Origin of the sequence: Pseudohongiella acticola, assembly GCF_001758195.1 — a bacterium.
Taxonomy (GTDB): Bacteria; Pseudomonadota; Gammaproteobacteria; order Pseudomonadales; family Pseudohongiellaceae; genus Pseudohongiella; species Pseudohongiella acticola.
In genome coordinates this window covers 670999-693712 of the sequence record NZ_MASR01000001.1, presented here as the reverse complement: position 1 = coordinate 693712, position 22714 = coordinate 670999, and the positions used below count along the sequence as shown (strand labels likewise).

The 22714-nt window shown below is 54.9% G+C and carries 20 protein-coding genes and 1 tRNA gene; 14 read left to right on the top strand and 7 right to left on the bottom strand.

Features of this window, described 5'->3' with window-relative positions; all coding sequences use genetic code 11:
• Window positions 1-12: 12 nt before the first annotated feature.
• The 4 genes from PHACT_RS03080 to PHACT_RS03065 form a co-directional block, all read right to left on the bottom strand.
• Window positions 13-1245, bottom strand: a complete 1233-nt coding sequence (locus PHACT_RS03080; RefSeq protein ID WP_070115863.1) for an Nramp family divalent metal transporter — start codon at window positions 1243-1245, stop codon at window positions 13-15.
• Complete coding sequence (locus tag PHACT_RS03075; protein ID WP_070115862.1) at window positions 1238-1936, bottom strand: DUF938 domain-containing protein; 699 nt, start codon at window positions 1934-1936, stop codon at window positions 1238-1240. The genes PHACT_RS03080 and PHACT_RS03075 overlap by 8 nt, the downstream gene beginning before the upstream one ends.
• Before the next feature lie 10 nt (window positions 1937-1946).
• Complete coding sequence (locus PHACT_RS03070; RefSeq protein ID WP_070115861.1) at window positions 1947-2330, bottom strand: MAPEG family protein; 384 nt, start codon at window positions 2328-2330, stop codon at window positions 1947-1949.
• A 105-nt stretch (window positions 2331-2435) separates the two neighbouring features.
• Window positions 2436-3257, bottom strand: coding sequence for an HAD family hydrolase (locus PHACT_RS03065; protein WP_070115860.1), 822 nt, complete (start codon window positions 3255-3257; stop codon window positions 2436-2438).
• 148 nt (window positions 3258-3405) lie between these two features.
• On the opposite strand from PHACT_RS03065, the gene PHACT_RS03060 reads away from it, so the two are divergent.
• Window positions 3406-3876 (top strand): MgtC/SapB family protein, encoded by a 471-nt coding sequence (locus PHACT_RS03060; RefSeq protein WP_317622240.1) that lies wholly within the window; start codon window positions 3406-3408, stop codon window positions 3874-3876.
• Between the two features lie 27 nt (window positions 3877-3903).
• On the opposite strand, the gene PHACT_RS03055 is transcribed toward PHACT_RS03060, so the two are convergent.
• Window positions 3904-5742, bottom strand: coding sequence for a DUF885 domain-containing protein (locus PHACT_RS03055; protein WP_139141420.1), 1839 nt, complete (start codon window positions 5740-5742; stop codon window positions 3904-3906).
• Between the two features lie 113 nt (window positions 5743-5855).
• On the opposite strand from PHACT_RS03055, the gene PHACT_RS03050 reads away from it, so the two are divergent.
• The 7 genes from PHACT_RS03050 (at window position 5856) to bla (ending at window position 14139) form a co-directional block, all read left to right on the top strand.
• Window positions 5856-6095, top strand: a complete 240-nt coding sequence (locus PHACT_RS03050) for a hypothetical protein (RefSeq protein WP_139141419.1) — start codon at window positions 5856-5858, stop codon at window positions 6093-6095.
• Between the two features lie 23 nt (window positions 6096-6118).
• Window positions 6119-9034: an amidohydrolase family protein gene (locus PHACT_RS03045; protein WP_070115857.1), complete on the top strand. Its 2916-nt coding sequence runs from the start codon at window positions 6119-6121 to the stop codon at window positions 9032-9034.
• A 4-nt stretch (window positions 9035-9038) separates the two neighbouring features.
• On the top strand, window positions 9039-10349 hold the full coding sequence (locus PHACT_RS03040; RefSeq protein WP_070115856.1) for an amidohydrolase family protein: 1311 nt from the start codon (window positions 9039-9041) through the stop codon (window positions 10347-10349).
• A gap of 67 nt (window positions 10350-10416) precedes the next feature.
• Window positions 10417-10845: an acyl-CoA thioesterase gene (locus tag PHACT_RS03035; protein ID WP_070115855.1), complete on the top strand. Its 429-nt coding sequence runs from the start codon at window positions 10417-10419 to the stop codon at window positions 10843-10845.
• 56 nt (window positions 10846-10901) lie between these two features.
• Complete coding sequence (locus tag PHACT_RS03030) at window positions 10902-12185, top strand: amidohydrolase family protein (protein WP_070115854.1); 1284 nt, start codon at window positions 10902-10904, stop codon at window positions 12183-12185.
• A gap of 38 nt (window positions 12186-12223) precedes the next feature.
• Window positions 12224-13123, top strand: a complete 900-nt coding sequence (locus PHACT_RS03025; RefSeq protein ID WP_070115853.1) for an alpha/beta hydrolase family esterase — start codon at window positions 12224-12226, stop codon at window positions 13121-13123.
• 74 nt (window positions 13124-13197) lie between these two features.
• On the top strand, window positions 13198-14139 hold the full coding sequence (gene bla / locus PHACT_RS03020; RefSeq protein ID WP_070115852.1) for a subclass B3 metallo-beta-lactamase: 942 nt from the start codon (window positions 13198-13200) through the stop codon (window positions 14137-14139).
• A 57-nt stretch (window positions 14140-14196) separates the two neighbouring features.
• Here bla and PHACT_RS03015 read toward each other — a convergent pair.
• A tRNA-Leu gene (locus tag PHACT_RS03015) sits at window positions 14197-14283 on the bottom strand.
• 171 nt (window positions 14284-14454) lie between these two features.
• On the opposite strand from PHACT_RS03015, the gene PHACT_RS03010 reads away from it, so the two are divergent.
• The 6 genes from PHACT_RS03010 (at window position 14455) to PHACT_RS02985 (ending at window position 22072) form a co-directional block, all read left to right on the top strand.
• Window positions 14455-15765: an amidohydrolase gene (locus PHACT_RS03010; protein WP_139141416.1), complete on the top strand. Its 1311-nt coding sequence runs from the start codon at window positions 14455-14457 to the stop codon at window positions 15763-15765.
• A 330-nt stretch (window positions 15766-16095) separates the two neighbouring features.
• Window positions 16096-17931 carry an alpha/beta hydrolase family protein gene (locus tag PHACT_RS03005; protein ID WP_169819372.1) on the top strand — a complete coding sequence of 612 codons (1836 nt, stop codon included), beginning with the start codon at window positions 16096-16098 and terminating at the stop codon, window positions 17929-17931.
• A 78-nt stretch (window positions 17932-18009) separates the two neighbouring features.
• Window positions 18010-19068 (top strand): tRNA preQ1(34) S-adenosylmethionine ribosyltransferase-isomerase QueA, encoded by a 1059-nt coding sequence (gene queA, locus PHACT_RS03000; RefSeq protein WP_070118115.1) that lies wholly within the window; start codon window positions 18010-18012, stop codon window positions 19066-19068.
• 66 nt (window positions 19069-19134) lie between these two features.
• Window positions 19135-20115 (top strand): malate dehydrogenase, encoded by a 981-nt coding sequence (locus PHACT_RS02995; protein WP_070115850.1) that lies wholly within the window; start codon window positions 19135-19137, stop codon window positions 20113-20115.
• 78 nt (window positions 20116-20193) lie between these two features.
• Entirely contained in the window at window positions 20194-21264 is a 1071-nt protein-coding gene (locus PHACT_RS02990) for a sensor histidine kinase (RefSeq protein ID WP_070115849.1), read from the top strand.
• Entirely contained in the window at window positions 21251-22072 is an 822-nt protein-coding gene (locus tag PHACT_RS02985) for a LytR/AlgR family response regulator transcription factor (protein ID WP_070115848.1), read from the top strand. Before PHACT_RS02990 ends, PHACT_RS02985 begins: the two co-directional genes overlap by 14 nt.
• A 63-nt stretch (window positions 22073-22135) precedes the next feature.
• Here the strand turns inward: PHACT_RS02985 and PHACT_RS02980 are convergent, their stop codons facing one another.
• Window positions 22136-22615, bottom strand: a complete 480-nt coding sequence (locus tag PHACT_RS02980) for an Lrp/AsnC family transcriptional regulator (protein WP_070115847.1) — start codon at window positions 22613-22615, stop codon at window positions 22136-22138.
• Window positions 22616-22714 lie beyond the last annotated feature (99 nt).

The following is a 22714-nucleotide window of genomic DNA, read 5'->3' as shown; positions in this document are numbered from 1 at the left end:
TGCTGGCTTTTGTTACAGGCTGGCCATAACCTGAATGATGGTGCGTGTACCCAGCGCAACCGTCACCAGCAGTATGAGACTACCCAGGACATTGTTCAGCCTTGTGTTTTTGTGCTCACCCAGTACCGCGGTCTGGTTCATGATCCATAGCAGGATGGCAACCACCAGAGGCAGTGCCAGGCCATTGGCGACCTGCGCAAACCGAATAATGTCGATCGGGTTGATACCCAGCGATGAGAAGGTAATGCCGATGCCGAGAATAAACATCCATACCAGACGAAACCCGGTGTGTTTCAGATCTTTGGGCCACCCCATACATCCGCGTACAACGTAGGCGGCTGCCAGCGGCGCCGTGATGGCCGATGTGATGCCCGCAGCAAACAGGCCCAGGCTGAGGAAATATCTGGCGAAACTGCCAAATAACGGTTCCAGTCCCCGTGCCAGGTCGGCCGCATTGGATATGTCGGCAGCATTGACCGCAGCAGCGCAGATGATGATTGCCATGGAGACCAGTCCACCGATGGCGATGGCAATAAATGTATCGCGCCGTGCATGCGGCAGGTCATCCGCACTGCGCCACTTTTCACTGACCAGGGATGCATGTAGAAACAGGTTGTAGGGAACCACGGTGGTGCCGATCAAACCCAGAATGGTCAATATGCTGGCGTCATTGAGGGAAGGACGCAAAAGTCCCTGCAGTAATGCCGTCAGATCGGGTCTGGTCAAAACTGCTGCCATCACAAACGCCAGACTCATCATTATAACCATGCCGATCAGGGCACGCTCCAACAATCTGTAGCTGCCGATAAACAGTAAGGCAAAGGCAAGGGTCCCGATGACAAGACTGAGCCAGCGAGATCCGGCCGCTGAGGTGATACCAAGCAGTGTTTCCAGGCCCAGGCGTCCGCCGCTGATATTGCCTGCCTCGTAGGCCGCATTGCCGATGACAATTGCGCTCAGGATCACCAGTAAGACGATATACCGGGTCAGCGACAGATTTTTTAACTGCGTGCGGATAACGTCGGTGAGGCCGCGTCCGGTGACGATGCCAATGCGAGCGGACATTTCCTGCAACACCATGGTGGCAAACACCGACAGCAGCATCACCCACAATAGATCGTAGCCAAAGTTGACACCGGCCAGGGTACACACGGTCACTGTGCCGGGTCCGATGAAGGCAGCCGCGACCAATGCGCCCGGTCCATTTTGTGTGTACCAGCGGCGCTTGCCGGTAGCGTCAGTCATCGCTGCGGGTGGTGCTGGCAAGGTGACGGGTTTGTGTATCTGACGAAGTGTGTTTTTGCAGAACAACACTCAGATTATTGGCTGGCATGTCGACGATCTCTGCCACTATCAGGTCCTGTGTGGCTGCCAGCTCACAGACCTCTTCGAGCGCGCGGATACCCCATCGCGGATCTCGTGAGCGCAGATCAGCATCAAACAGGGCGTTGCTGTCGGCAGTGTGTTCGCCATGGCGTCTGTATGGCCCGTACAGGTACAGTATGCCGCCTTCACGTAGCAATGCCCTGGCAGTCTGCATCAGCCCCTGCGTTGCTTGCCAGGGGCTGATGTGAATCATGTTGATGCAGATGATGGCATCAAATACTGGCGGGTTGGCGCCCGCATTGTGCAGGTCTCGCAGGGTCTCAGCGGGCGGGCGACTGACATCGAGGACCAGAGCGGGTTGCACGGCGTCGGCGTCAGCGTTGTCACGCCAGGCATTGATGCTGCTGATGGCGTCGGTATTGATGTCGCTTGGCCACCAGTGCGCCGAGCTCAGCTGTTGGCTCAGATACACCGCGTGTTCGCCTGTGCCAGACGCAATTTCCAGTACCTGACTGCGGGCAGGCAGATGCCGCTGCAATACCTGGGCAATGGGCTCCCGGTTACGCGCCGAGCTGGGGCTGCTGCGGCGCGCATCTGAGCTGACGGACATTTTCACCCGCTTAGCGCAGACTCAGCGCGGCGCCAATCATTGCGCCCAGCGCCAGTGCCAGTGACGGTAACATGGTCAGGGCAAACCCGAGGCCGCGTGACTTAGGGTCCTTGACATAGGCTCGCAGATACAGATATCGGCCGCAGATAAAAATCAAGCCCAGCGCGGCGGCAATATCGGCGTTGACGTACATGGCAAACAGAAAGATGGAAGGCAGAAACAGCACCAGGCTTTCCAGGGTGTTCATGTGGACACGATAGTAACGTTCAAAAATCGGGTCGCCGGTGACCGCCGGTGCTTCAACTTTATAAGTGCCGCGGGCTTTGCCTACGAGGATGCCGAATACCATGTATTGCAGCAGTGCCAGTACAACAACGATTGTGACCAGTTCCATGATGTTTCCTTTTCAGGTGTTAGATGCATGATTTTCAGATGATGGTTTTCAGTTATAGCCAGTTTAATTATTCTTGTCTGAGTGCGGTGGCTTGCCGTTTCAGCTTCACAGATTAAAGCGCTCTCGCAGATAATGTGCAATACCGTCCTCATTATTGTGACCGATGACCGCGGTTGCTTCTGCTTTGACAAAATCCTTGGCATTGTCGGGCGCATAGCATTCATCGGCAATCTGAAACATGCTCAGGTCGTTATCGCTGTCTCCAAAACAGATCAGGCTGCTGATATTCAATTGCTGACGCAGCAGATTCAACGCGTCTCCCTTGCTGGCGCTGCTGTGGTGGAAATCAACCCATTTCAGGTCCTTTCTCTCCATGGCAACACCCGAGTAGGAAATCAGATGATGTTCATTTGCCAGACTCGCTCGGATCGCGTCTATGCCCGCGGCGCTCCCCAGCATGCTGATGTTGGTGATTTTTGCATCGGCCGGCAGTTCATCCAGAGGCAGAGTTTGCGCGCCGCCGCGTTTTTGAACCACTGCCAGCAGTTTTTTTTCCACCTCACTCAGGCGCGAGGGATGGAAAACAAAATGCTGTTTGTCCTCGTTGACTGTATTGACCCAGGGGCTGATCTCTTCCTTCAGTGCAGCCCGCAAGACGTGTGTGGCTTCGCTAACAGTGAGGTAGTTATTCAGTGACAGGGTTTCAACTCGTGGATCCCAGATGACAGTACCGTTGGTGTAGACGTGCGGCAGCACAAAACCATGATCCGCAATAATCTGTTGACCGGAGTGCAGGTTCCGCCCGGTAGCAACTGTATAGGCGACGCCATTGCGGGTCAGACTACTGAGGGTTTCACGCGTGAACGCGGAAATCTGCGAAGCGTCGTTGAGCAGCGTGCCGTCGAGATCAAAGACAACAAGTTCCATATCGGGTGGTGGGTCTCCTGAAGAGTCAGTCTGTTCAGTATGGACAGAGTGGTCATTTAACCACAAAATGGCATCGGATGTGGCAGCACGATAGCAATCACGGCAATGTGATAGTCTTTCGATCAAGGTGTTATTGACAAGGAGAGCGATGATGGAGCTACTGGGGGACTGGCGGTTACAACTTGGCATTATTGGCAGTGTGGCGTTTGCCATGGTGTTGGGCGGAATAATTGGTTTTGAACGCGAAAGCCGGAATCGCCCCGCCGGGCTGCGTACGCATATGCTGGTGGCGGGGGCGGCCGCTCTGCTATTGGGGATTGCGGATCTGATTGCGGAGCATTTCAGCGATGAAAGTTATCAGAGTCTGTTAAGAATCGATCCTATCCGGATCATCGAAGCCATTGTCACGGCCGTTGCCTTTATCGGTGCTGGCACGATTATTCAGCACGCACGCAGAGATGCGGTGCTGGGCCTGACGACCGCCACATCATTATTGTTCACGGCCACGATTGGTGTGGCCGTGGGCCTGAAACAGTATGTGCTGGCATTTGGCGTCACCTTGCTGGCACTGTTTGTGTTGCATGTCCTGTCAGGGCCCAGTGGCAAGGAAGAGGACTGATATTCGTCATCAAGAATTCGAGTCTGCTCAGTCGGCTCCTTCCATCATGTCGATAATCGCTGGCACCGGTGCGTTGCCGTAACCCAGAAAGCGATTGTGGAAAGTCTTCAGGTCGAAATCGTCGCCCAACTCGGCTTTGCGACGCTCGCGGAAGTCGTAGATTTCAGCATAACCCGTAAAATAGGATGTCAGTTGCACCTGTGACAGCGTGATGCGTCGCCATTTGTTTTCGGCTTCAGTCTGCTCCTGAAACGCCTCGCGCAGCATCATGTCCATGGCTTCGTCCTGAGTCATGCCCAGAACATGAACGGCATAGTCCATGATGGCATTGGTGACGACGCGCAGATTCCATTTGCCGTACATCAACCACATTTCCGGCTCCTGATCTGCCCAGCCTTCCTCCAGCATCATGCGTTCGGAATATACTGCCCAGCCCTCAATCATGGCGCCGTTGCGCAACAGGCTCTTGATCAGGCCGGTTGATTTGTTGCCGTGTACCAGCTGGGTGTAGTGGCCGGGAATGGCTTCATGTATATTAAGAATCTGCAGGACCCATTGGTTATATTCACGCAGGTAGCTGGCGGCCTGTTCATCCGTGTAGTCGTCCAGGGGTGTGACATTGTAGTAGGTATCGGCAGTCGGATTGAAAGGGCCCGGCGCACTGACGGATGCGCCGGCGCCGCCGCCGCGCATGTATTCAGGCGTTTCGCGCACCACCAGCGGCCGTGTCGGATCCTGATCCAGCAGATCATGTTCGTTGACAAAAGCCGTCAGCAGAGGAATCTGACGTTCAATCTCAGTGATGAAGTTTTCACGTTCAATATGCTGATCTGACAGGTGGTCAATCAATTGACCGATTCGTTCCAGCCGATCATCAGGCATGGCCTGGTCGGGGAAATACTCGTGCCAAAGCTCGATTGTGATGGCGTCCATGTCATTGTGCAGGCGATTTTTTTCCTCGACGGCACGGTCATAGAGCTCGCGCGCGGTAAAACCGGATTGAATGTCGTAAGCGAATTTGGCTTCATAGAGTTCAGCGCCAATGCGGAAAGGGCGTGCTTCGTCGGCTTCGGCCAGCGTCTCGGCAAGCGCCTGCATCTCGGTTATGAACCCTGTGACAGTTTCTACGGCCCGTTGCCGGACCTGCTCAAACTGTTGTTTTTCTGCCGTTTCAAGGCTGGAGGCGGCAACCCTGTCGCTCAGGCTGGATCCGATCAGGTTCAGTGTGCCCTGGTTTTGTATGATTGCCAGCCCGGTATGTTCACGAGTGGGGTTATTGATATTGCTGCGTGCCGCCTGATAATACTCAGGTACCTGCTGGAGGCGAGCCTGCACCGTTCTCAGGCGATCCGCTTCCGGCGCGTAGGGAGTATTCAGCAGCAAACCAATGGGACCGGCAACGTTATAGTTGGAGGGATCCCATTGCCAGTCTCTGAATTCAGTGACATACCAGTGCATTGATTGTAACTCGTTGGTCAACAGGGTGTAATCAATGCGCTGTTCGGGAGGCAGCGTCTCCGGGTCGAAGTTGGCCAGACCGGCCAGTTCCGCTTCGACAAACGCCAGGTCATCTGCACGTCGGGCTGCGTCGGGGATGGTGACCTGGTCAGCATCCTCGTAATTGCCAGCATAAATCGACCACTCCGGGCTGCGCGACAGCATACGTTGCATGAGGGCATCGCTGGCACGGGCAAATTCCTCAGATGTAGACGCCGGCGCAGCCGTTTGCGCCGAGTCAGACGGTGCCGCAACTCCCTGATCCGGATTGGATGTCGTTGGCGTATTGTCATTGGGGGAGCATGATGCCAGCATGACGCTGACTGCAGTGATGGTCAGAAGTCGCATTCTGAACGTGATGGGTGGCATTTGCTCAGTCTCCCGTTGGCGGCATTTGTAGTATCCGATTGTATTCTATTACTGTACTTTATTTGCGTGCTTTCCGATATTATCGGGCTGCTGTCATTTTTTACGAGGTCATCATGTCGACTGAGATGAAATCAGGCGAAGGAAATGGTCCGGGCGCAAAAGCCGTTTCGCCGCCAGGCGGGCGCCGACTGGCAATCAAAGAGCTGAATCTGGGTCAGGTTTCCGGGCGCGGCCGGCTGGCAAAGCTGCGGCGCGGTCTGTCGCTGTTTCTGGCAGGCATGTATACCGGTGAAAGTTGTGCCGGTACCCCCCGCGGTGATCGCAATACACCTCAAAATAATAATCTTGAATAATGCTAACGTCGAGGATTTCAGATATGCGCTTCTTCATAATCGGACTGGCCACCATGCTCATGGTGTCCCCGGTGCTTGCCCAGGAAACGGCAACGCCCAATGGGATTGCCGATAACAGACGCAATGCGCTGGCACTGACCGGGGCGACGGTTTATCTGCCAGGACAGGGCTATCAGGAGAATGCCACCGTATTTATTCGCGACGGTCGCGTTGTTGAAGTCAGTGACAGTGGTGACACCCGTGATGATTTTTTTGTTGTGGATATGTCCGGTAAGTATCTGTACCCCGGCTTCATCGACATGATCTCCGGCTACGGCTTGCCAGAACCGGCGCGCCCGGAACAGCGAGGCGGAGCGGAAGTACTTCAATCCAGCGCCCAGGCCTTTAATGCCAATGACGCCATTCGTTCCCACTACCGTGCGGTAGAAAATTTCACTCCTGACACGGACCGTGGCGATGCCTTGCGCAAGCTCGGTTTCGGCGCCGTGCTCAGCCACCATGCAGATGGTATAGCCCGCGGCACCTCTGCGCTGGTGACCGTAGGTAACCACAATGCCAACAAGGCAATTGTGATACCGGATGCGGCCGCGCACTATTCGTTCGATAAGGGTAGCTCCCGGCAAACCGTGCCGGTGTCGCTGATGGGTTCGGTGGCGCTGTTGCGGCAAACCTATCTTGATGCCCAGTGGTTCGCCGCCCAGGAACAACGCCCCTTCGTTGATGAGTCTCTGGAAGCCTGGATCCGGTCGCAGAGTCTGCCCCAGGTGATGGTGGTGGACAACTGGCACCAGGTGCTCACCGCGCATGACGTCGCACAAGAGTTTGATGCCGACTATATTATTCGCGCCGGCAATGACGCCTATCAGCAGGCAGAGGCACTGGCGGCGACCGGGGCTCGGATGATTGTGCCACTCGACTACCCGGACGCACCCGATGTGGCCGATCCATTTGTTGCCGATGAGGTATCGTTTGCAGAACTCAAACACTGGGAATTGGCGCCTTTCAATTTGCGCCTGCTGGCGGAAGCGGGCATCGAATTTGCGGTGACCAGCGACGGTGCCGGTGACGAATTCTGGAGTAATCTGAAGCAGGCAGTGGCGAACGGATTGCCAGAAGAGACTGCAATCGCGTCGCTGACCACCGTACCAGCGCAAATGCTCGGCGTTGAGGACCGGCTGGGTCATCTTAAGTCGGGTGCGCTGGCCAATCTGGTGGTTAGCTCCGGCCCCTTATTTGATGAAACGTCCCGAGTGCTTGAGAACTGGGTACGTGGCGAGCGCTTTGTGCTTGCTACCGGAATGGATCAACGACGCGGGCAGTACGCGCTCAGCGCCGGCAATCAGCAACTGACAATGACACTGGATTTCCCGAATGGGCGCGCCGAGTTTACTCTGGTGGATGCCAGCGGTGTCGAGATTGACGACTCATCAGTGGATGCCAGCGTCAGTGCAGAGCTGATCAGCCTGACCATCACGGACGGTGCTGATGCAGGGCCGTTGCGCCTCAGCGGCTGGCCGGTAGACAATGGCTGGCAGGGCAGTGGGCAGACCGCTGCTGGCGAAATGATCGATTGGCGCCTGCGCATGACTGGTCCGTTGCCCGACGCCGACACGGCAACGCCTGAGCAACTGACTGCCTCAGGAGAGTTACCATCACCCGTGCTATATCCGTTCTCCGCTTATGGCAGTGAGTCATTGCCCGGACAACAGGACATGATTATCCGCAATGCCACGGTGTGGACCGTTGAAGATATGGGCACGCTGGTCACCGATGTGCTGGTGCGTGATGGACGCATTGCCGGCGTTGGGGACAATCTGTCGGCTGGCGATGTTGTGGAAATTGATGGCACCGGCAAGCACCTGACGCCAGGCATTATTGACGAGCACACCCATATCGCCCTGTTCAGCATCAACGAGATTGCGACCAATTCAAGCATGGTCCGAATGAAAGACGTCGTGGACTCAGAGGATGTGAACATTTACCGCAATCTTGCCGGCGGTGTGGTGGCGGCTCAGCAATTGCACGGTTCGGCCAACCCGATTGGCGGACAGTCATCCATCATCAAGTTTCGCTGGGGTATGACACCCGATAATCTGGCCATTGACGATGCGCCCGCGTTTATCAAGTTTGCACTCGGTGAAAACGTTAAACGCAGCACCAACCCAGCGTCCATTCGATACCCGCAAACACGAATGGGCGTTGAACAGGTGTATGTCAACGCCTTCAGCCAGGCCAGGGAGTATGAGCAGCGCTGGAACACCTATAATAACCTGTCTACCACCCAGCGCCGGAACGCGGTGATGCCAAGGCGCGACCTGGTGCATGAAACCATGCTGGAGATTCTTGACGGCGAACGCTATGTAACCAACCATTCCTATGTGCAGTCTGAAATCAATATGATGATGGAGATGGCAGAAAGCTTTGGTTTTAACATCAACACGTTCACCCACATTCTTGAAGGTTACAAAGTTGCTGACAAAATGGCAGCGCATGGTGCCGGTGGCTCCACATTCTCCGACTGGTGGGCGTTCAAGTGGGAAGTGCGTTACGCGATTCCTTACAACGCGGCGCTGATGCAGCAGGCAGGCGTTGTAGTAGCGCTCAATTCAGATGATGCCGAAATGTCGCGACGACTGAATCAGGAAGCAGGCAAAATGGTCAAATATGGCAATGTCAGTGAATCTGATGCCCTGAAAATGATCACTCTGAATCCGGCCAAACTTTTACATCTGGATGACCGCATGGGCAGCATTCGCGAGGGCAAAGACGCTGATCTGGTGTTGTGGGACGATCACCCGTTGTCGGTATATGCCCAGGCGCAGACCACCTGGGTTGATGGCGTGCCCTATTTTGATCGCGAGCGTGACCAGCAACTGCGACAGAACATTGCCGATGAGCGCGCGCGCATCATTGCGGCCATCATTAGCGAAGAGGATTAAGAGCATGAATACTGGAATCAAGGCGGTCGTGTGTGCCGTGGTGTGTCTGGCGCTTCCTTTGTCGCAGGCAATCGTCCCTAAACCCGCTGAAGAGCAAAGTGAACCCATCGCCATAACGGGTGCCGTGATTCACACCGGCGATGGCCGTGTGATAAACGATGGTGTGCTGGCATTTGCCGAAGGCGTCATTACCTATGTGGGCACCGATGCCAACCGCCCTGACTTTTTTAATCATCAGGTCATTGATGTGCAGGGCGCACATCTTTATCCCGGTTTTGTGTTGCCAAACTCCACGCTCGGGCTGTCAGAGATTGCCAATCAACGGGCGACCAATGATGTCGTCGAAGAAGGCGATATCAATGCCAGTGTGCGCTCGGCGATAGCCTACAATACGGATTCCGAACTGATACCTACATTTCGTTTTAATGGCATTCTGACTGCGCAGATAGCGCCCCAGGGTGGACTGATTTCGGGGCGATCGAGTGTGATGAACCTCGATGGCTGGAACTGGGAAGACACGCTGCTGGCTGAAGACAATGGCATGCACATGCACTGGCCTTCGCGGACGCGACGTGAACGAAACGAAATTTCGGGTCAGTTCGAAACCGTCCAAAATGAGGACTATCTGCACCAGACGCAACTACTGCATGCGTTGTTCCAGAATGCGCGCACTTATACCGGTGAGCCGTTCAACCTCAACCTGCAGGCAATGGCAGCCCTGTTTACCGGTGACGCTAAACTGTTTGTGCATGCCAATGATGCCCGCACCATCGTCAGCAGCATTCAGTTCGCCAGTAGCTATGGTGTTGAGGAGATCGTGCTGGTCGGCGGCCGGGATGCCATGAAAGTCAAAGATCTGTTGCTGAGTGAGTCCGTGGCGGTGGTCTACGAGTCGGTGCATTCGTTGCCTGGTCGCGACTGGTATGATGTTGATGAACCTTTCAAAGTGCCACTTCAGCTGCACTCAGCAGGTATCCTGGTAGGCATTGGCGGGGGGGAGACAGCGCTGGATTCGCAGCGTAATCTGCCATTCTTTGCCGGCACTGCGGCAGGTTATGGTATGGACAGGGAGACGGCATTGTCCATGATCACCAAACACAACGCTGAAATTCTGGGCATTGACGCCCAGGTGGGTACGCTTGAAGTAGGCAAGAATGCGACCTTCTTTGTCTCCACGGGCGATGCGCTGGATATGCGCAGCAGCCAGGTACAGGAAGCATTCATTCAGGGGCGTCTGATCGACCTTGTCGGGACCCAGCAGCAACTGTACGAACGCTATTTTGAACGCTACTCGAATCAGCCTCTGGAACAATAATTGACAAACACTGAACTGAAGCATTGGTCGTTTGAAGTGTTAACCGAACGTCACGGAGCGAGTGTCTGTGGAATGGGATAGACCCGACCCTCATACTCTGAGTGTTGTGGTAGAAACAGCCGATATTGACGAACTTGGCCATACCAACAATGCCGTTTATGTTCGCTGGCTTGAGCGGTGTGCCTGGCAGCATTCAACGGCGTTGGGGCTCGATCTGGTTTCGTACCGACAACTGGATCGCGCCATGGTGGTGTTGCGTCACGAGATCGACTATCTCGCGGCGGCCTATCTGGGCGATGAACTGCAGATTGCGACCTGGATTGTAAAATCGGATCAGAAACTGCGCCTGGTTCGCCATTTTCAGATACGAAGGCTGTCGGATCAGACAACGTTATTGCGCGCGGAAAGTACCTTTGTCTGCATCGCACTGTCCTCTGGCAGACCCAAGCGCATGCCCCCTGAATTTCTTCAGGGCTATGGCGCTGCATTGCGTTGAAGGAATACACTGAGAAACTGACATTGCAGTCTATATAATAAAAATGAAGGGGAAACATGAATATACTAAAACAATCAGTATGCGCGCTGCTCGTTATCACGCCGCTGCAGATGGCGGTAGCGCAAAGCACGTATATACACGCCGGGTCATTGTGGGATGGCACCGGCAGTGCAACACAGAGCAACATGACCATTGTGGTCAACGAGGGCCTGATTGAATCAGTCAGCAATGGTTTTCTGCAACCGGGCGAGAATGATGAGCTACTGGATCTGTCAAACAAAACGGTACTGCCGGGTCTGATAGACCTGCACGTTCATATCGAAGGTGAAACCAGCCCGAATCGTACCAGTGATCGTTTTACCAAGAACCCCGAAGACATTGCATTCGATTCTGCCATGTACGCCAGGCGTACGCTTCTGGCGGGCTTTACCACCATTCGCGAACTCGGCGGCACCGGGGTCAATATTGCTCTGCGCGACGCCATCAATCAGGGGCGCGCGGAAGGGCCGCGAATCCTTACCGTCGGCAAGAGTCTTGCAACGACGGGCGGACATGCTGATCCGACCAATGGCTGGCGGGATGATCTGGCAGGCACACCGGGACCGGCGCAAGGTGTCATCAATAGCCCGACAGAGGCTCGTGAGGCGGTTCGTCAGCAATACAAGAACGGCGCCGACCACATCAAGATTACGGCGACTGGTGGCGTACTCAGTATTGCCGCATCTGGCCAGAATCCGCAGTTTATGATGGATGAACTTGAAGCTGTCGTGCAGACTGCTCGTGACTACGGCATGCACGTGGCTGCGCATGCACATGGTAAAGAGGGCATGCTGCGGGCGGTACGCGCGGGTGTTCATACAATTGAACACGGTACCTACATGGATGAGGAAGTGATGGCGGCCATGGTCGAACATGGCACCTGGTATATTCCGACCATCACCGCTGGCAAATTTGTTGCCGAGCAGGCAGACGTTGACGGTTATTATCATCCCCTGATCGTGCCCAAGGCACGGGAAATTGGCCCGTTGATACAGGATACCTTCGCTCGTGCCTATCGCTATGGTGTCAGGATCGCTTTTGGTACCGATGCCAGTGTGTTTCCACATGCCCTGAATGCGCGAGAATTCGAATACATGGTCGAAGCCGGTATGCCTGAGGACGAAGCCCTTCTCAGCGCGACGTCGGTGGCCGCAGGCGTATTGGGATTGGACAATGACATCGGGACCATCACCGCCGGCAAAAGTGCCGACCTGATCGCCGTCGAGGGTAACCCTCTGGATGACATCACTGTCCTTCAGAGCGTTGATTTTGTGATGAAACAGGGTCAGGTTTACCAATAGAATTTCACGTTATTTTTTACTACTCAAGAGGAAATGTTATGCGTTCGATGCTAATTCTATTCTCACTGTTGTTGTGCTCGCCCTTTGCACTGGCACAGCAAACGACACAAATTGACGCCGGGCGCGGTGATGTTCAGGTCATTGTGCCTGACTCCTACCAGGCCAACGCGCCGACGCCGCTGATCGTACTTCTGCACGGTTATGGTTCCAGTGGCGTTCAACAGAACGGCTACATGCGTATCGGTGAGCTGGTGAATCGATTTGGTTTCATTCTCGCGACGCCGGACGGAACCCAGGAGACTCAGGGTCGCAATGCACGCTTCTGGAATGCTTCGGATGCCTGCTGTAACTTCTATGCCAACGATCTGGATGATTCAGCCTATGTGCTGGATATCATCAACACGGTAAAAGAGCAGTACCAGGTAGATGAGCGACGCGTGTACCTGATTGGTCATTCCAATGGCGGCTTTATGTCTTACAAAACAGCGCATGAGCACTCAGACGTCATCGCCGGTATAGCAAGCCTGGCTGGCGCGGAAGCTACCGTGGCGCAATCGGCACCCGAGCATCCTGTGCATATTCTTCAGATTCACGGCACTGCCGATGGCACCATCGCCTATAACGGTGGAGATATTCAGGGCAATGCTTACCCAAGCGCCGAAGAATCGGTGAGCCGTTGGGCCGCCTACAATGGTTGCTCGGCTGAAGGCACGGTTACCGCCATGCTGGACCTGGATGTCAGCCTGGAGGGTCTGGAAACAACGGTCACCCGTTACAGTGATGATTGCCAGGCTGGCGGTTCGGCGGAATTGTGGACAATTGCCGATGGTGCGCACATCCCCCAGATATCTGCGGTGTTCCCGGAAAAAGTGGTGGCATGGCTGCTGGCCCGGCCGAAAATGCTGGATAATGGCAGTATGGCTGTTTCCCAAAACTGAGTCGGACCTGAAACGGACTTCATTCCAACGCAACGACACGCCCTGACATAAAACCGGAGGTAAACGTGAGGAAAATGACAACAGCACTGGCCATGTTTGCCAGCATGACGATTTCTGTACAGGCACTGGCGCAGGCGTCGGCCGACGGAACAGAGAACCAGGGCGTGCCAGGGCGGCTGGATATGATGTCCATGGAGGAGCGGGTAGCAGCAGGTTTACCCTTTCACACACATCTGTCCGAACCGGTAGACCCCTTTCGGGTGCTGGGCAATATTTATTTTGTTGGCACTCGGAATATTGCTTCGTATCTGATTGCGTCGTCTGAGGGACATTTCCTGATAGACACCGGCGTTGCAGGCATGGCTCCCGGGATTAGAAACAGCGTCGAGGCGCTGGGTTTTGATATGCGTGACATCCGTGTGCTGTTGTCGAGTCACGCGCACTTTGATCATGTGCAGGGGCATGCCATTGTCCAGCGCATGACCGGCGCTCAAGTGATGGCGCTGGAAGGCGACGCTGACGCGTTGGAGGCGGGGCACGATTTATCGCCACTGGCGTTCGAAGGCTGGGAGCCGGTGTCAGTGGATCGCCGATTGCAGGATGGCGAGGCGGTGACGCTCGGTGATGTGACGCTGACACCGACCTGGGCGCCGGGTCATACCCAGGGCTGCACAACCTGGAGTCTGGATACAATGGACGCGGGTGACAGTATTAACGTGGCGATATTTGGCTGCAACGGCCCCAATGAGGGAGTGCAACTGGTTAACAATCCGCATTTTCCCGAGTTGGTGGAGCAGTCACTGATGGGCTTTGATAATCTTGCTGAGCTTCGGCCAGATATCTACCTGACGGGACATCCTCAGCAACCCTTTGAAGGCATAGAGCATCAGATGCGCGTTCAGGTGCGGCCGCATCCTCTATTGCGTCAACAACCCTGGCGTGAATTCATCGCGCAGCGGCGATCGGAATTTGAGGCGCGGGTCGCGGCCGAACGGGCAAGACTGGCCGGGCTATAAAACTCGGGAGTAGGGGATATGGTACCGGAGGTCGCAGTTTTTGAAACCTCGGGAATATGGTACCGGAGGCCGGACTTGAACCGGCACGCTATCACTAGCACCGGATTTTGAATCCGGCGTGTCTACCAATTTCACCACTCCGGCAGGAAGTGTGCTATCGCAGAAGGGCGCCATTATAACAACATTGCGACGGCTGGCAACGGGGAGATCGGATAATCCTTCTGTTTGCTGGATTTAACAATCAGCCATAGGCTATTCTCGAAATCAAAGGTGGTTTGACGCTTAGCCGCCGCTATCAGAACAGGAACTCCGATCATGAAAAAGATGCTTCTGCTCAGTGCTGCCACCGTGCTGGTGACCAATATTGTAATGGCGCCGGTGCATGCTCAGAACCCATCCCAGCCGGCATTGCCAGACAATGTGCAGGCAAGGGTGGATGATGTGATGCCTGACGTTGTAGCGTGGCGTCGTGACTTTCATCAACATCCCGAGCTGGGAAATCGGGAGTTTCGCACGGCAGGCATTATTGCCGAACATCTTGAATCCCTGGGCATGGAAGTCGAAACCGGCATTGCTCACACGGGTGTGGTGGGAGTTTTGCGCGGTGGGCAACCGGGTCCGGTGGTGGCACTGCGGGCGGATATGGATGCTTTGCCGGTAGAGGAGCGAGTTGACCTGCCATTTGCGTCCCAGGTGACAACCCAATACAACGGTCAGGAAGTTGGTGTCATGCACGCCTGCGGCCACGACAATCACATGGCCATTCTGATGGGTGCGGCCAGCGTACTGGCAGGCATGCAGGCAGAGTTGCCGGGTACCGTCATGTTCATTTTCCAGCCAGCGGAGGAAGGCGCGCCGGAAGGTGAAGAGGGCGGTGCAGAACTGATGCTGGCCGAAGGCATCTTTGATGCAATGCGGCCGGATGCGGTTTTTGGCCTGCATGTCTGGCCAATCCCTGCAGGCGTGATCGCTGTGCGTGAAGGCGGCACCATGGCATCAAGTGACTCTTTCTCAATCACTGTTCAGGGACAGCAGACCCACGGTGCCGCACCCTGGGCGGGCATTGATCCGATTGTGGTTGCGTCCCAGATTGTCATGGGGCTACAGACCATTCCCAGTCGTCAGCTCAATGCCACCACTACGCCCTCCATTGTTACGGTAGGCGCGATCAATGGCGGTCTGCGCAGCAACATCATTCCTGATTCCGTGGAAATGATTGGCACCTTGCGCACGTTTGATGCCGATACCCGCACACAGATTCATCAGCGGGTTACCCGCACCGCTGAGCAGATCGCCGCCAGTGCTGGCGCTACCGCCGAGGTAGAAATCAACCTTGGTTATCCGGTGACTGCGAATGACCCGGATCTGACTCGCGCCATGCAACCAACACTGCAGCGCGTGGTCGGCGACAGACTGACCGAATCTCCCCTGATCACCGGTGCCGAGGATTTTTCGTATTATGCCAACGAAGTGCCGGGCATGTTTTTCTTCCTGGGTATTGCGGCCGATGACCCCGAGATGGTCTATCCCAATCATTCGCCTTTTTTCTATGCCGATGAAAGTGCATTGCCGGTTGGCGTGCAGGCAATGACGGCATTAGCGCTGGACTTCCTGTCAGGGCCGTAGACTGTTTTTAGTCCGTGTGCAGGGGTAATGTCAAAATTGTGAAGTAACTCTCATTTTCTGCAGCCGACACGGGCGGGTCTTCAGATCTGGTTGCGTTGAGGAACATTCATTTCATAAGCTCTCTCCGTTTCGTAACAATAAGAAAAGGAGCTGAGCATGAGGCGCGTACCCGGGTACTTAACATTACTTTTTTCAGGCTGGTTGATGGTTTCTGCGCCGCTCGTATCTGCACAGGACCCGTCTGATCAGTCCTCTCCTGCTCAAGACCCTTCTTTCCAGAACATTGGTGCAGAGACCTTTTTTCGTAAGAGCTCCATTGAGGCGATTCGTTTGTCACCAGACGGCACGCATCTGGCAATGCTGTATCCGAGTGATGAAAATGCCGTTCTACGTATCGTCAATATCGAAAGTGGTGAGATAGAGGCCAGTTTTGCCACACGTTCGCGTACCGGGGTAGCAGAATTTCACTGGGCTACGGACGAGCGCATTGTTATCGCCACTCAGCGCTTTATGGGTGGGTTGGAACAACCGATGCTGACCGGTGAAATATTCGGCCTGAATATCGACAACACCCGTAAATTTCAGATGGTAGGCCCAGGCGTGGGTGACTTCGCCGCGTTTATGATAGAGAACCTGCTGCCCGATGATCCCCGCCACATTCGTGTTTCCCGATACGAAGTCGATCGAGGGTCGATTTCCCGCAGCAGGCCGTCATCCTTCCTGCTGGACATAGATAACCGACCGCCAGGCAACCGGACGTCAATGATGCGCAATCTGAGGAGCGAGGTTCATAGCCCGCTACCCTGGGGGCAACTGCGCTCTGATTACGATGGTGACGTGCGGCTGGCGTATGCCATTGATGACGACATGATGCTGCAGGTTCGCTTCCGCCATGCCGATGAAGACTGGCAGGATATCAGCAATCGATTTATCCGCCCTGCGCTGGAAGGTGGGTTCGAGTTTGTTGGCTTCTCCAGGGATAATGATGATTTTTATTTCATCCAGCGCAGTTCGCACGGCACGCTGGGTCTGTTCCGTTATGTAGTTGAAGACGGCAGCATCGCCTCTGTTTTTGCTGACCCGGATTTTGATTTGAGCCGTGCTGATCTGGTGTTGTCCAGCGGCCGGGACGAGCTGCTGGGGGCAAAATTTAATGGTCACGTTTTTGAGACCCGCTATTTTTCCGAACATCCGGAAGTGGTCTTGCAGCGCGGGCTCGATGCGTCGTTTCCTGGCGAACGCGTGCGGGTGACAAACATGAGTCGGGATGGCAGGCGATCAGTGGTTGCTGTGTCCGGCCCACAGCGGGTGGGTGAGTTCTATTTGCTTGAAAACGAAGCCCGGCAGATGATTTTTCTGGGAGGGCTCAATACAGACCTGCCGGTTGACGCCATGGCAACGGTGACGCCCTTTGCCATTCGCAGCCCTGACGATTTTGTCCTCAGTGGATACCTGACAAAATCGGCGGACGCGGACACAGCGTTGCCGATGATTGTGATACCGCATGGTGGGCCCATGGGTATCAGGGACCTGTACGGCTTCAATCGGGAAGCACAGTATCTGGCAAAACACGGTTTTGCCGTATTACAGGTGAATTTCCGCGGTTCGGGCGGGTTTGGCTACGAACACCTGCAGCGAGGATACGGCCAGTGGGGCAGCGGCATGGTGGATGACCTGCAGCTGGCAACGCGCTGGGCGGTGCAGGCTGGTCATGCCGACCCGGATCGGGTCTGTGTCTATGGGGCCAGTTATGGTGCCTTTGCTGCGCTAGCCTCGGTGGCAAGGTATCCGGATGATTACCATTGTGCTGCCGGCTATGCGGGTGTTTATGATCTGAATGAGCTGTCCAGCTCCGATATTCCGTTCCTGCCCGGCGGTGAAAGCTATCTGGCGCTGGCGGTGGGTACTGATGTTGAGGAACTGCACCGGCAATCCCCAGTCAATATGGCTGATAAGATAAAGGTTCCGGTACTGCTGGCGCATGGTGGCGAAGATCGCAGGGCGCCGCTGTCCCAAGCGGAAGCCATGCGGCAGGCGTTGCAGGAAGCCGGGCAGGATCCAGCATGGATTTATCATCGCGGTGAGGGTCATGGATTCTATGATCAGGAAAACCGGATTGCCTTCTATGAGTCTCTACTAAGCTTTTTCCAGCGGTCCCTGGAGTGATTACAGGGGCTGCATTGCCGTGTTTCAGGGTGTTCGTGCTTGGCAAAGGGCGGGCTTTCGGGCAAAATTCGCCGCCTTATGAAACTTTCTGATTTCGACTATCACCTACCCGATCAATTGATCGCACATTACCCACTGGAGCAGCGCAGCGGCAGTCGCCTGTTATGCCTGGGCAGGGAAAGTGGTGCCGTAGAGCACCGACGTTTCAGCGACATCGTGTCAATGATTGATGCGCAGGATTTGCTGGTATTCAATGATACCCGGGTGCTGTCGGCCAGATTATTGGGCAAGCGGGCGGATACCGGCGGGGCAGTCGAAGTGTTGATAGAGCGGCTGCTACCGGACAATGAAGCCATTGCCCATGTCAGGGCCAGCAACGCCCGGCAGCCCGGAGTGCGGCTGATATTGACGTCTCCGTGCGGCCAATATAGCCTGGAAGCTGAAGTCATTGGCCGTCAGGACAGGTTTTATCATTTGCGTTTTTTTTGCCAGGGCCTGCTGATTGATGAGCTGGACAGGGTCGGGCATGTGCCGTTGCCAACCTACATTAAACGTGATGACGAGGTTCTGGATCAGAGCCGTTACCAGACAGTCTATGCCAGGAATCCGGGGGCCGTGGCAGCCCCCACGGCGGGTCTTCACTTTGATGAGGCGTTGCTCGGTGCGCTGCGCAGCCAATCGGTAGAAATGGCTTTTGTGACACTGCATGTCGGCTCAGGCACTTTTCAGCCGGTACGCGTGGACAATGTGCAGGAACACAAGATGCACAGTGAATGGATCAGTGTGACGCCGGATGTCTGCGCCCGGATTAACGCCTGCCGCGAACGCGGCGGGCGGGTCATTGCCGTTGGCACTACCTCGGTACGCAGCCTGGAGTCGGCTGCATTGAAGGCGGGCTCACCGGGCCCTGCTGCCGGGCTGCAGCCCTATGAAGGTGAAACCGACATTTTTATTTATCCGGGATATCAGTTTCAGGTCGTGGATGCCATGATCACCAATTTCCACTTGCCACGTTCAACACTGATGATGCTGATCAGTGCTTTTGCCGGCCGCGAGCAGGTCATGGCTGCCTATGAGCAGGCCATTGAACAGCGTTATCGCTTCTTCAGTTACGGCGATGCCATGTTTATCCGGTAGTGGTATACTCTGGCCCCTAAAATCTTCACGCATTAACTATCATTCAGACTTAATAAGGGTTTTATCATGGCTAAAGCACCCGTTCGCGTCGCTGTCACTGGGGCAGCAGGGCAAATCAGTTACTCATTATTGTTCAGAATCGCATCTGGTGAAATGCTGGGTAAAGACCAGCCGGTGATTCTGCAATTGCTGGAAATCACCCCGGCGCTGGAAGCCCTCAAGGGTGTGGCAATGGAGCTGGAAGACTGCGCATTCCCGCTGGTGCAAGGCGTCGTCCAGAGCGACGATCCCAATGTTGCGTTTAAAGATGCTGACTATTGCCTGCTGGTGGGTGCGCGTCCGCGTGGCCCGGGCATGGAGCGTAAGGATCTGTTGGCGGCCAATGCTGCGATTTTCTCGGTACAGGGCAAAGCCATTAACGATCACGCCAGTCGTGACGTCAAAGTGCTGGTTGTCGGTAATCCGGCAAACACCAATGCACTGATTGCGTACCGCAATGCGCCGGACCTGAAGCCGGGCCAGTTTACCGCCATGACCCGACTTGACCATAACCGCGCCATTGCACAGCTGGCGGAAAAAACCGGCACGCACAGCACCGATGTTGAAGGCATGATCATTTGGGGTAACCACTCCGCAACACAATACCCGGACGTGCATCACACCACTGTCGCTGGCAAAAAAGCCACAGACCTGGTGGAGCAGGACTGGCTCACAAGCACGTTCATCCCCAATGTTCAGCAGCGCGGCGCGGCCATCATCAAGGCACGTGGCCTGTCCAGCGCAGCATCAGCAGCCAACGCGGCGATTGAGCACATGCGTGACTGGGCCCTGGGCACCAACGGTAAAATCGTCAGCATGGGTATTCACAGCGACGGCAGCTACGGCATTGCCGAGGGCCTGATTTACTCATTTCCGGTCACCTGCGAAAACGGTCAGTACACCATCGTACAGGGCCTCGACGTCAACGATTTCAGTCGTGACCTGATGAGCAAAACCGAGAAAGAACTTGGCGAAGAGCGTGACGGTGTTGCGCACCTGTTGCCATAAGGCAGTATTCGCGATGCGGGCAGGTGGCATGGCCAACTGCCTGCATCGCGTTTATGTTCCTGATGTCGGCGTGATGCCATGAGCGTTCGTGCTCCCATGCTGCGCAGGGAAGTGCAATTCTGGCTGTTTCAGCTGTTGGGCTGGGGCACCTGGGTGGTGATGCTGGTTTTGCGCGACCTGACCTTCGTGCCCGCCGAGTACATGCTCGAGCGTATCGGTGTGTTCCTGGTAGATGCCGCCATCGGCATGATACTGACCACTGGTCTGCGTTACCTGTATCGTGCGGTCTGGGAGCAGATGGTGTTTCTGCGCATCGTTGCAGTTGTTTTGGGGTGCTGGGTAGCGTCCCAGACCTGGCGGCCGCTGAAAGTGTTGATCACTGATTCCGAGTTTGGCGCCAGCGTTGATTTGACCGGTTACGGCTGGGTCAGTTTTACCAGTATGGTGCCCATTTCCATGTCGATACTGCTGATATGGAGCGTACTCTACTTTTGTATCAAGTATTACCAGCTGTTTCAGCACGAGAAAGAAAAAAGCCTGCGTTCAGAGGCGCTGGCGCATGAGGCGCAGCTACGCATGTTGCGCTATCAGTTGAATCCTCACTTTCTATTTAATACTCTTAACGCAATATCCACGCTGATTCTGGTGCAGTCGACCGATCAGGCCAACGCTATGGTCACCCGGTTGAGCAAATTCCTGCGTTATTCACTGGAGCATGATCCACTCGACACTGTCGATCTGGACCATGAGCTTGGTTCGCTCAATCTGTATCTGGATATCGAAAAAGTCAGATTCGAAGAACGTCTTGTCATCAAAGTTGACCTGGCACCGGAAACAGAAAAAGCATTGGTGCCAAGCATGATTCTGCAGCCGCTGGTGGAGAACTCGATAAAGCACGCCATCGCGCGCAGTGAAGAGGGCGGTACAATCTGGATCAGTGCGTATCGATGCGACAGGAATCAGCTTTGCATTACAGTGGCGGATGACGGTCCCGGGTCTGTCAGTCATCCGACCTCGATTGGTGTTGGGCTGAAGAATATCCGGGACCGATTGCAGGAAATTTATGGCGATGCCCATAAACTGGTACTTTCAGAGCGGAAGCCGAAGGGCTTCCAGGTCATGGTAATGATTCCTTATGAAACAAAATGACGCAAAGCAGACACTTCGAGCAATTGTTGTTGACGATGAAGCGCTGGCCCGGCAGGGATTGACGCTGCGCTTGCAGGAACTGGAAAATATTGAAGTACTGCGTGATTGTCAGAACGGCCGTGAGGCATTGCAGGCAATCGCCGAGCTGACACCCGATCTGGTATTTCTGGATATCCAGATGCCGGGAATGACCGGGTTTGAGGTGGTGGAACGGCTGCAGCAGGACAACATGCCGATGATCATTTTTGTCACCGCTTACGATGAGTACGCAGTGAACGCATTTGAAATTCATGCCGTTGACTACCTGCTGAAACCAATCGAGATCGAGCGTCTGCAGGCCGCTGTCGGGAAAGCCCGGCAACGTCTGCACAGTGATCGTGGACAGAGTGACAAAAAACTGTTGCTGGATATCGTGATCAGCCTGACCGGAAAGTCCGAGCAGGCCGTGGCCGAGTTATTGCGCAATGGTGAAAATCCGATCGAGACCTGCGAAAAACTGGCAATCAAGGACGGAGCGTCGACCACCTTTGTATCCATTCGTGATATCGACTGGATTGATGCTGCGGGTGACTACATGTGTGTGCATGTAAAAGGCGATACCCATATTATGCGCACCACCATGAAAGAGCTGGAATCGCAGCTTGACGCGACCCTGTTCCAGCGCGTGCACCGGTCCACCATCGTTAATCTGGACCGGGTCGAAAAAGTGTCATCGCATATCAACGGTGAATTTCACCTGACCTTGAGCTGCGGCACGTCACTAAAAATGAGCCGCTCATACAAAGACAAGGTTAAACACTTTTTTTGAGTTTTTAGCGGCGGAATTTAAGGGGCCGGAGCCTGGATTTGCCATGCAAATCCCTCCGTCCCCTTAAATTCCGTCCAGGTGATGCAGGGGCAATGCTGTCGTGTCCAGAACTTTGCGCAGGATGAAGCTGGAGTGAACGTCGGCGACACCTTCTATCCGGGTCAGCGTGTTCAGCAAAAATTCCTGATAATCATCCATGTCGGGCACAATAACCTTGAGCTGGTAGTCTGCTGATTGACCGGTAATTAACAGGCATTCGGTTACTTCAGGGTGTTTGCGAATTTCTGCTTCAAAGCGTTCAAAACGGTCAGGGGTGTGCCGGTCCATACTGACTTGCACCAGTGCGCTGAGCTTGAGGCCCAGGTGTGAGGGGTTGAGCACAATGACCTGGCTTTCGATTAATCCTTCATCCTGCATGCGTTTGACGCGCCTGGCGCAAGGGGTTGCGGACAGCCCTACGCGCTCTGCCAGGTCGGCGTTGGTAATGCTGCCATCAAGCTGTAATTCGCGCAGTATGCGGCGATCAAGTTTGTCCAGTTCCATAGCTATCTCTATACCGGCTTAAATATTGGTTATAAAAATCATTTATAGCACAAATAATAGTTAAAAACGCTAATATATCCCGAATTATTCGCAATTTAT

Excerpts from the sequence above, each read along its gene's own strand:
- PHACT_RS03080 (WP_070115863.1), bottom strand. The coding sequence starts at position 1,245 with ATGACTGACGCTACCGGCAAGCGCCGCTGGTACACACAAAATGGACCG.
- PHACT_RS03075 (WP_070115862.1), bottom strand. The coding sequence starts at position 1,936 with ATGTCCGTCAGCTCAGATGCGCGCCGCAGCAGCCCCAGCTCGGCGCGT.
- PHACT_RS03070 (WP_070115861.1), bottom strand. The coding sequence starts at position 2,330 with ATGGAACTGGTCACAATCGTTGTTGTACTGGCACTGCTGCAATACATG.
- PHACT_RS03065 (WP_070115860.1), bottom strand. The coding sequence starts at position 3,257 with ATGGAACTTGTTGTCTTTGATCTCGACGGCACGCTGCTCAACGACGCT.
- PHACT_RS03060 (WP_317622240.1), top strand. The coding sequence starts at position 3,406 with ATGATGGAGCTACTGGGGGACTGGCGGTTACAACTTGGCATTATTGGC.
- PHACT_RS03055 (WP_139141420.1), bottom strand. The coding sequence starts at position 5,742 with ATGCCACCCATCACGTTCAGAATGCGACTTCTGACCATCACTGCAGTC.
- PHACT_RS03050 (WP_139141419.1), top strand. The coding sequence starts at position 5,856 with ATGTCGACTGAGATGAAATCAGGCGAAGGAAATGGTCCGGGCGCAAAA.
- PHACT_RS03045 (WP_070115857.1), top strand. The coding sequence starts at position 6,119 with ATGCGCTTCTTCATAATCGGACTGGCCACCATGCTCATGGTGTCCCCG.
- PHACT_RS03040 (WP_070115856.1), top strand. The coding sequence starts at position 9,039 with ATGAATACTGGAATCAAGGCGGTCGTGTGTGCCGTGGTGTGTCTGGCG.
- PHACT_RS03030 (WP_070115854.1), top strand. The coding sequence starts at position 10,902 with ATGAATATACTAAAACAATCAGTATGCGCGCTGCTCGTTATCACGCCG.
- PHACT_RS03025 (WP_070115853.1), top strand. The coding sequence starts at position 12,224 with ATGCGTTCGATGCTAATTCTATTCTCACTGTTGTTGTGCTCGCCCTTT.
- bla (WP_070115852.1), top strand. The coding sequence starts at position 13,198 with ATGACAACAGCACTGGCCATGTTTGCCAGCATGACGATTTCTGTACAG.
- PHACT_RS03010 (WP_139141416.1), top strand. The coding sequence starts at position 14,455 with ATGAAAAAGATGCTTCTGCTCAGTGCTGCCACCGTGCTGGTGACCAAT.
- queA (WP_070118115.1), top strand. The coding sequence starts at position 18,010 with ATGAAACTTTCTGATTTCGACTATCACCTACCCGATCAATTGATCGCA.
- PHACT_RS02995 (WP_070115850.1), top strand. The coding sequence starts at position 19,135 with ATGGCTAAAGCACCCGTTCGCGTCGCTGTCACTGGGGCAGCAGGGCAA.
- PHACT_RS02990 (WP_070115849.1), top strand. The coding sequence starts at position 20,194 with ATGAGCGTTCGTGCTCCCATGCTGCGCAGGGAAGTGCAATTCTGGCTG.
- PHACT_RS02985 (WP_070115848.1), top strand. The coding sequence starts at position 21,251 with ATGAAACAAAATGACGCAAAGCAGACACTTCGAGCAATTGTTGTTGAC.
- PHACT_RS02980 (WP_070115847.1), bottom strand. The coding sequence starts at position 22,615 with ATGGAACTGGACAAACTTGATCGCCGCATACTGCGCGAATTACAGCTT.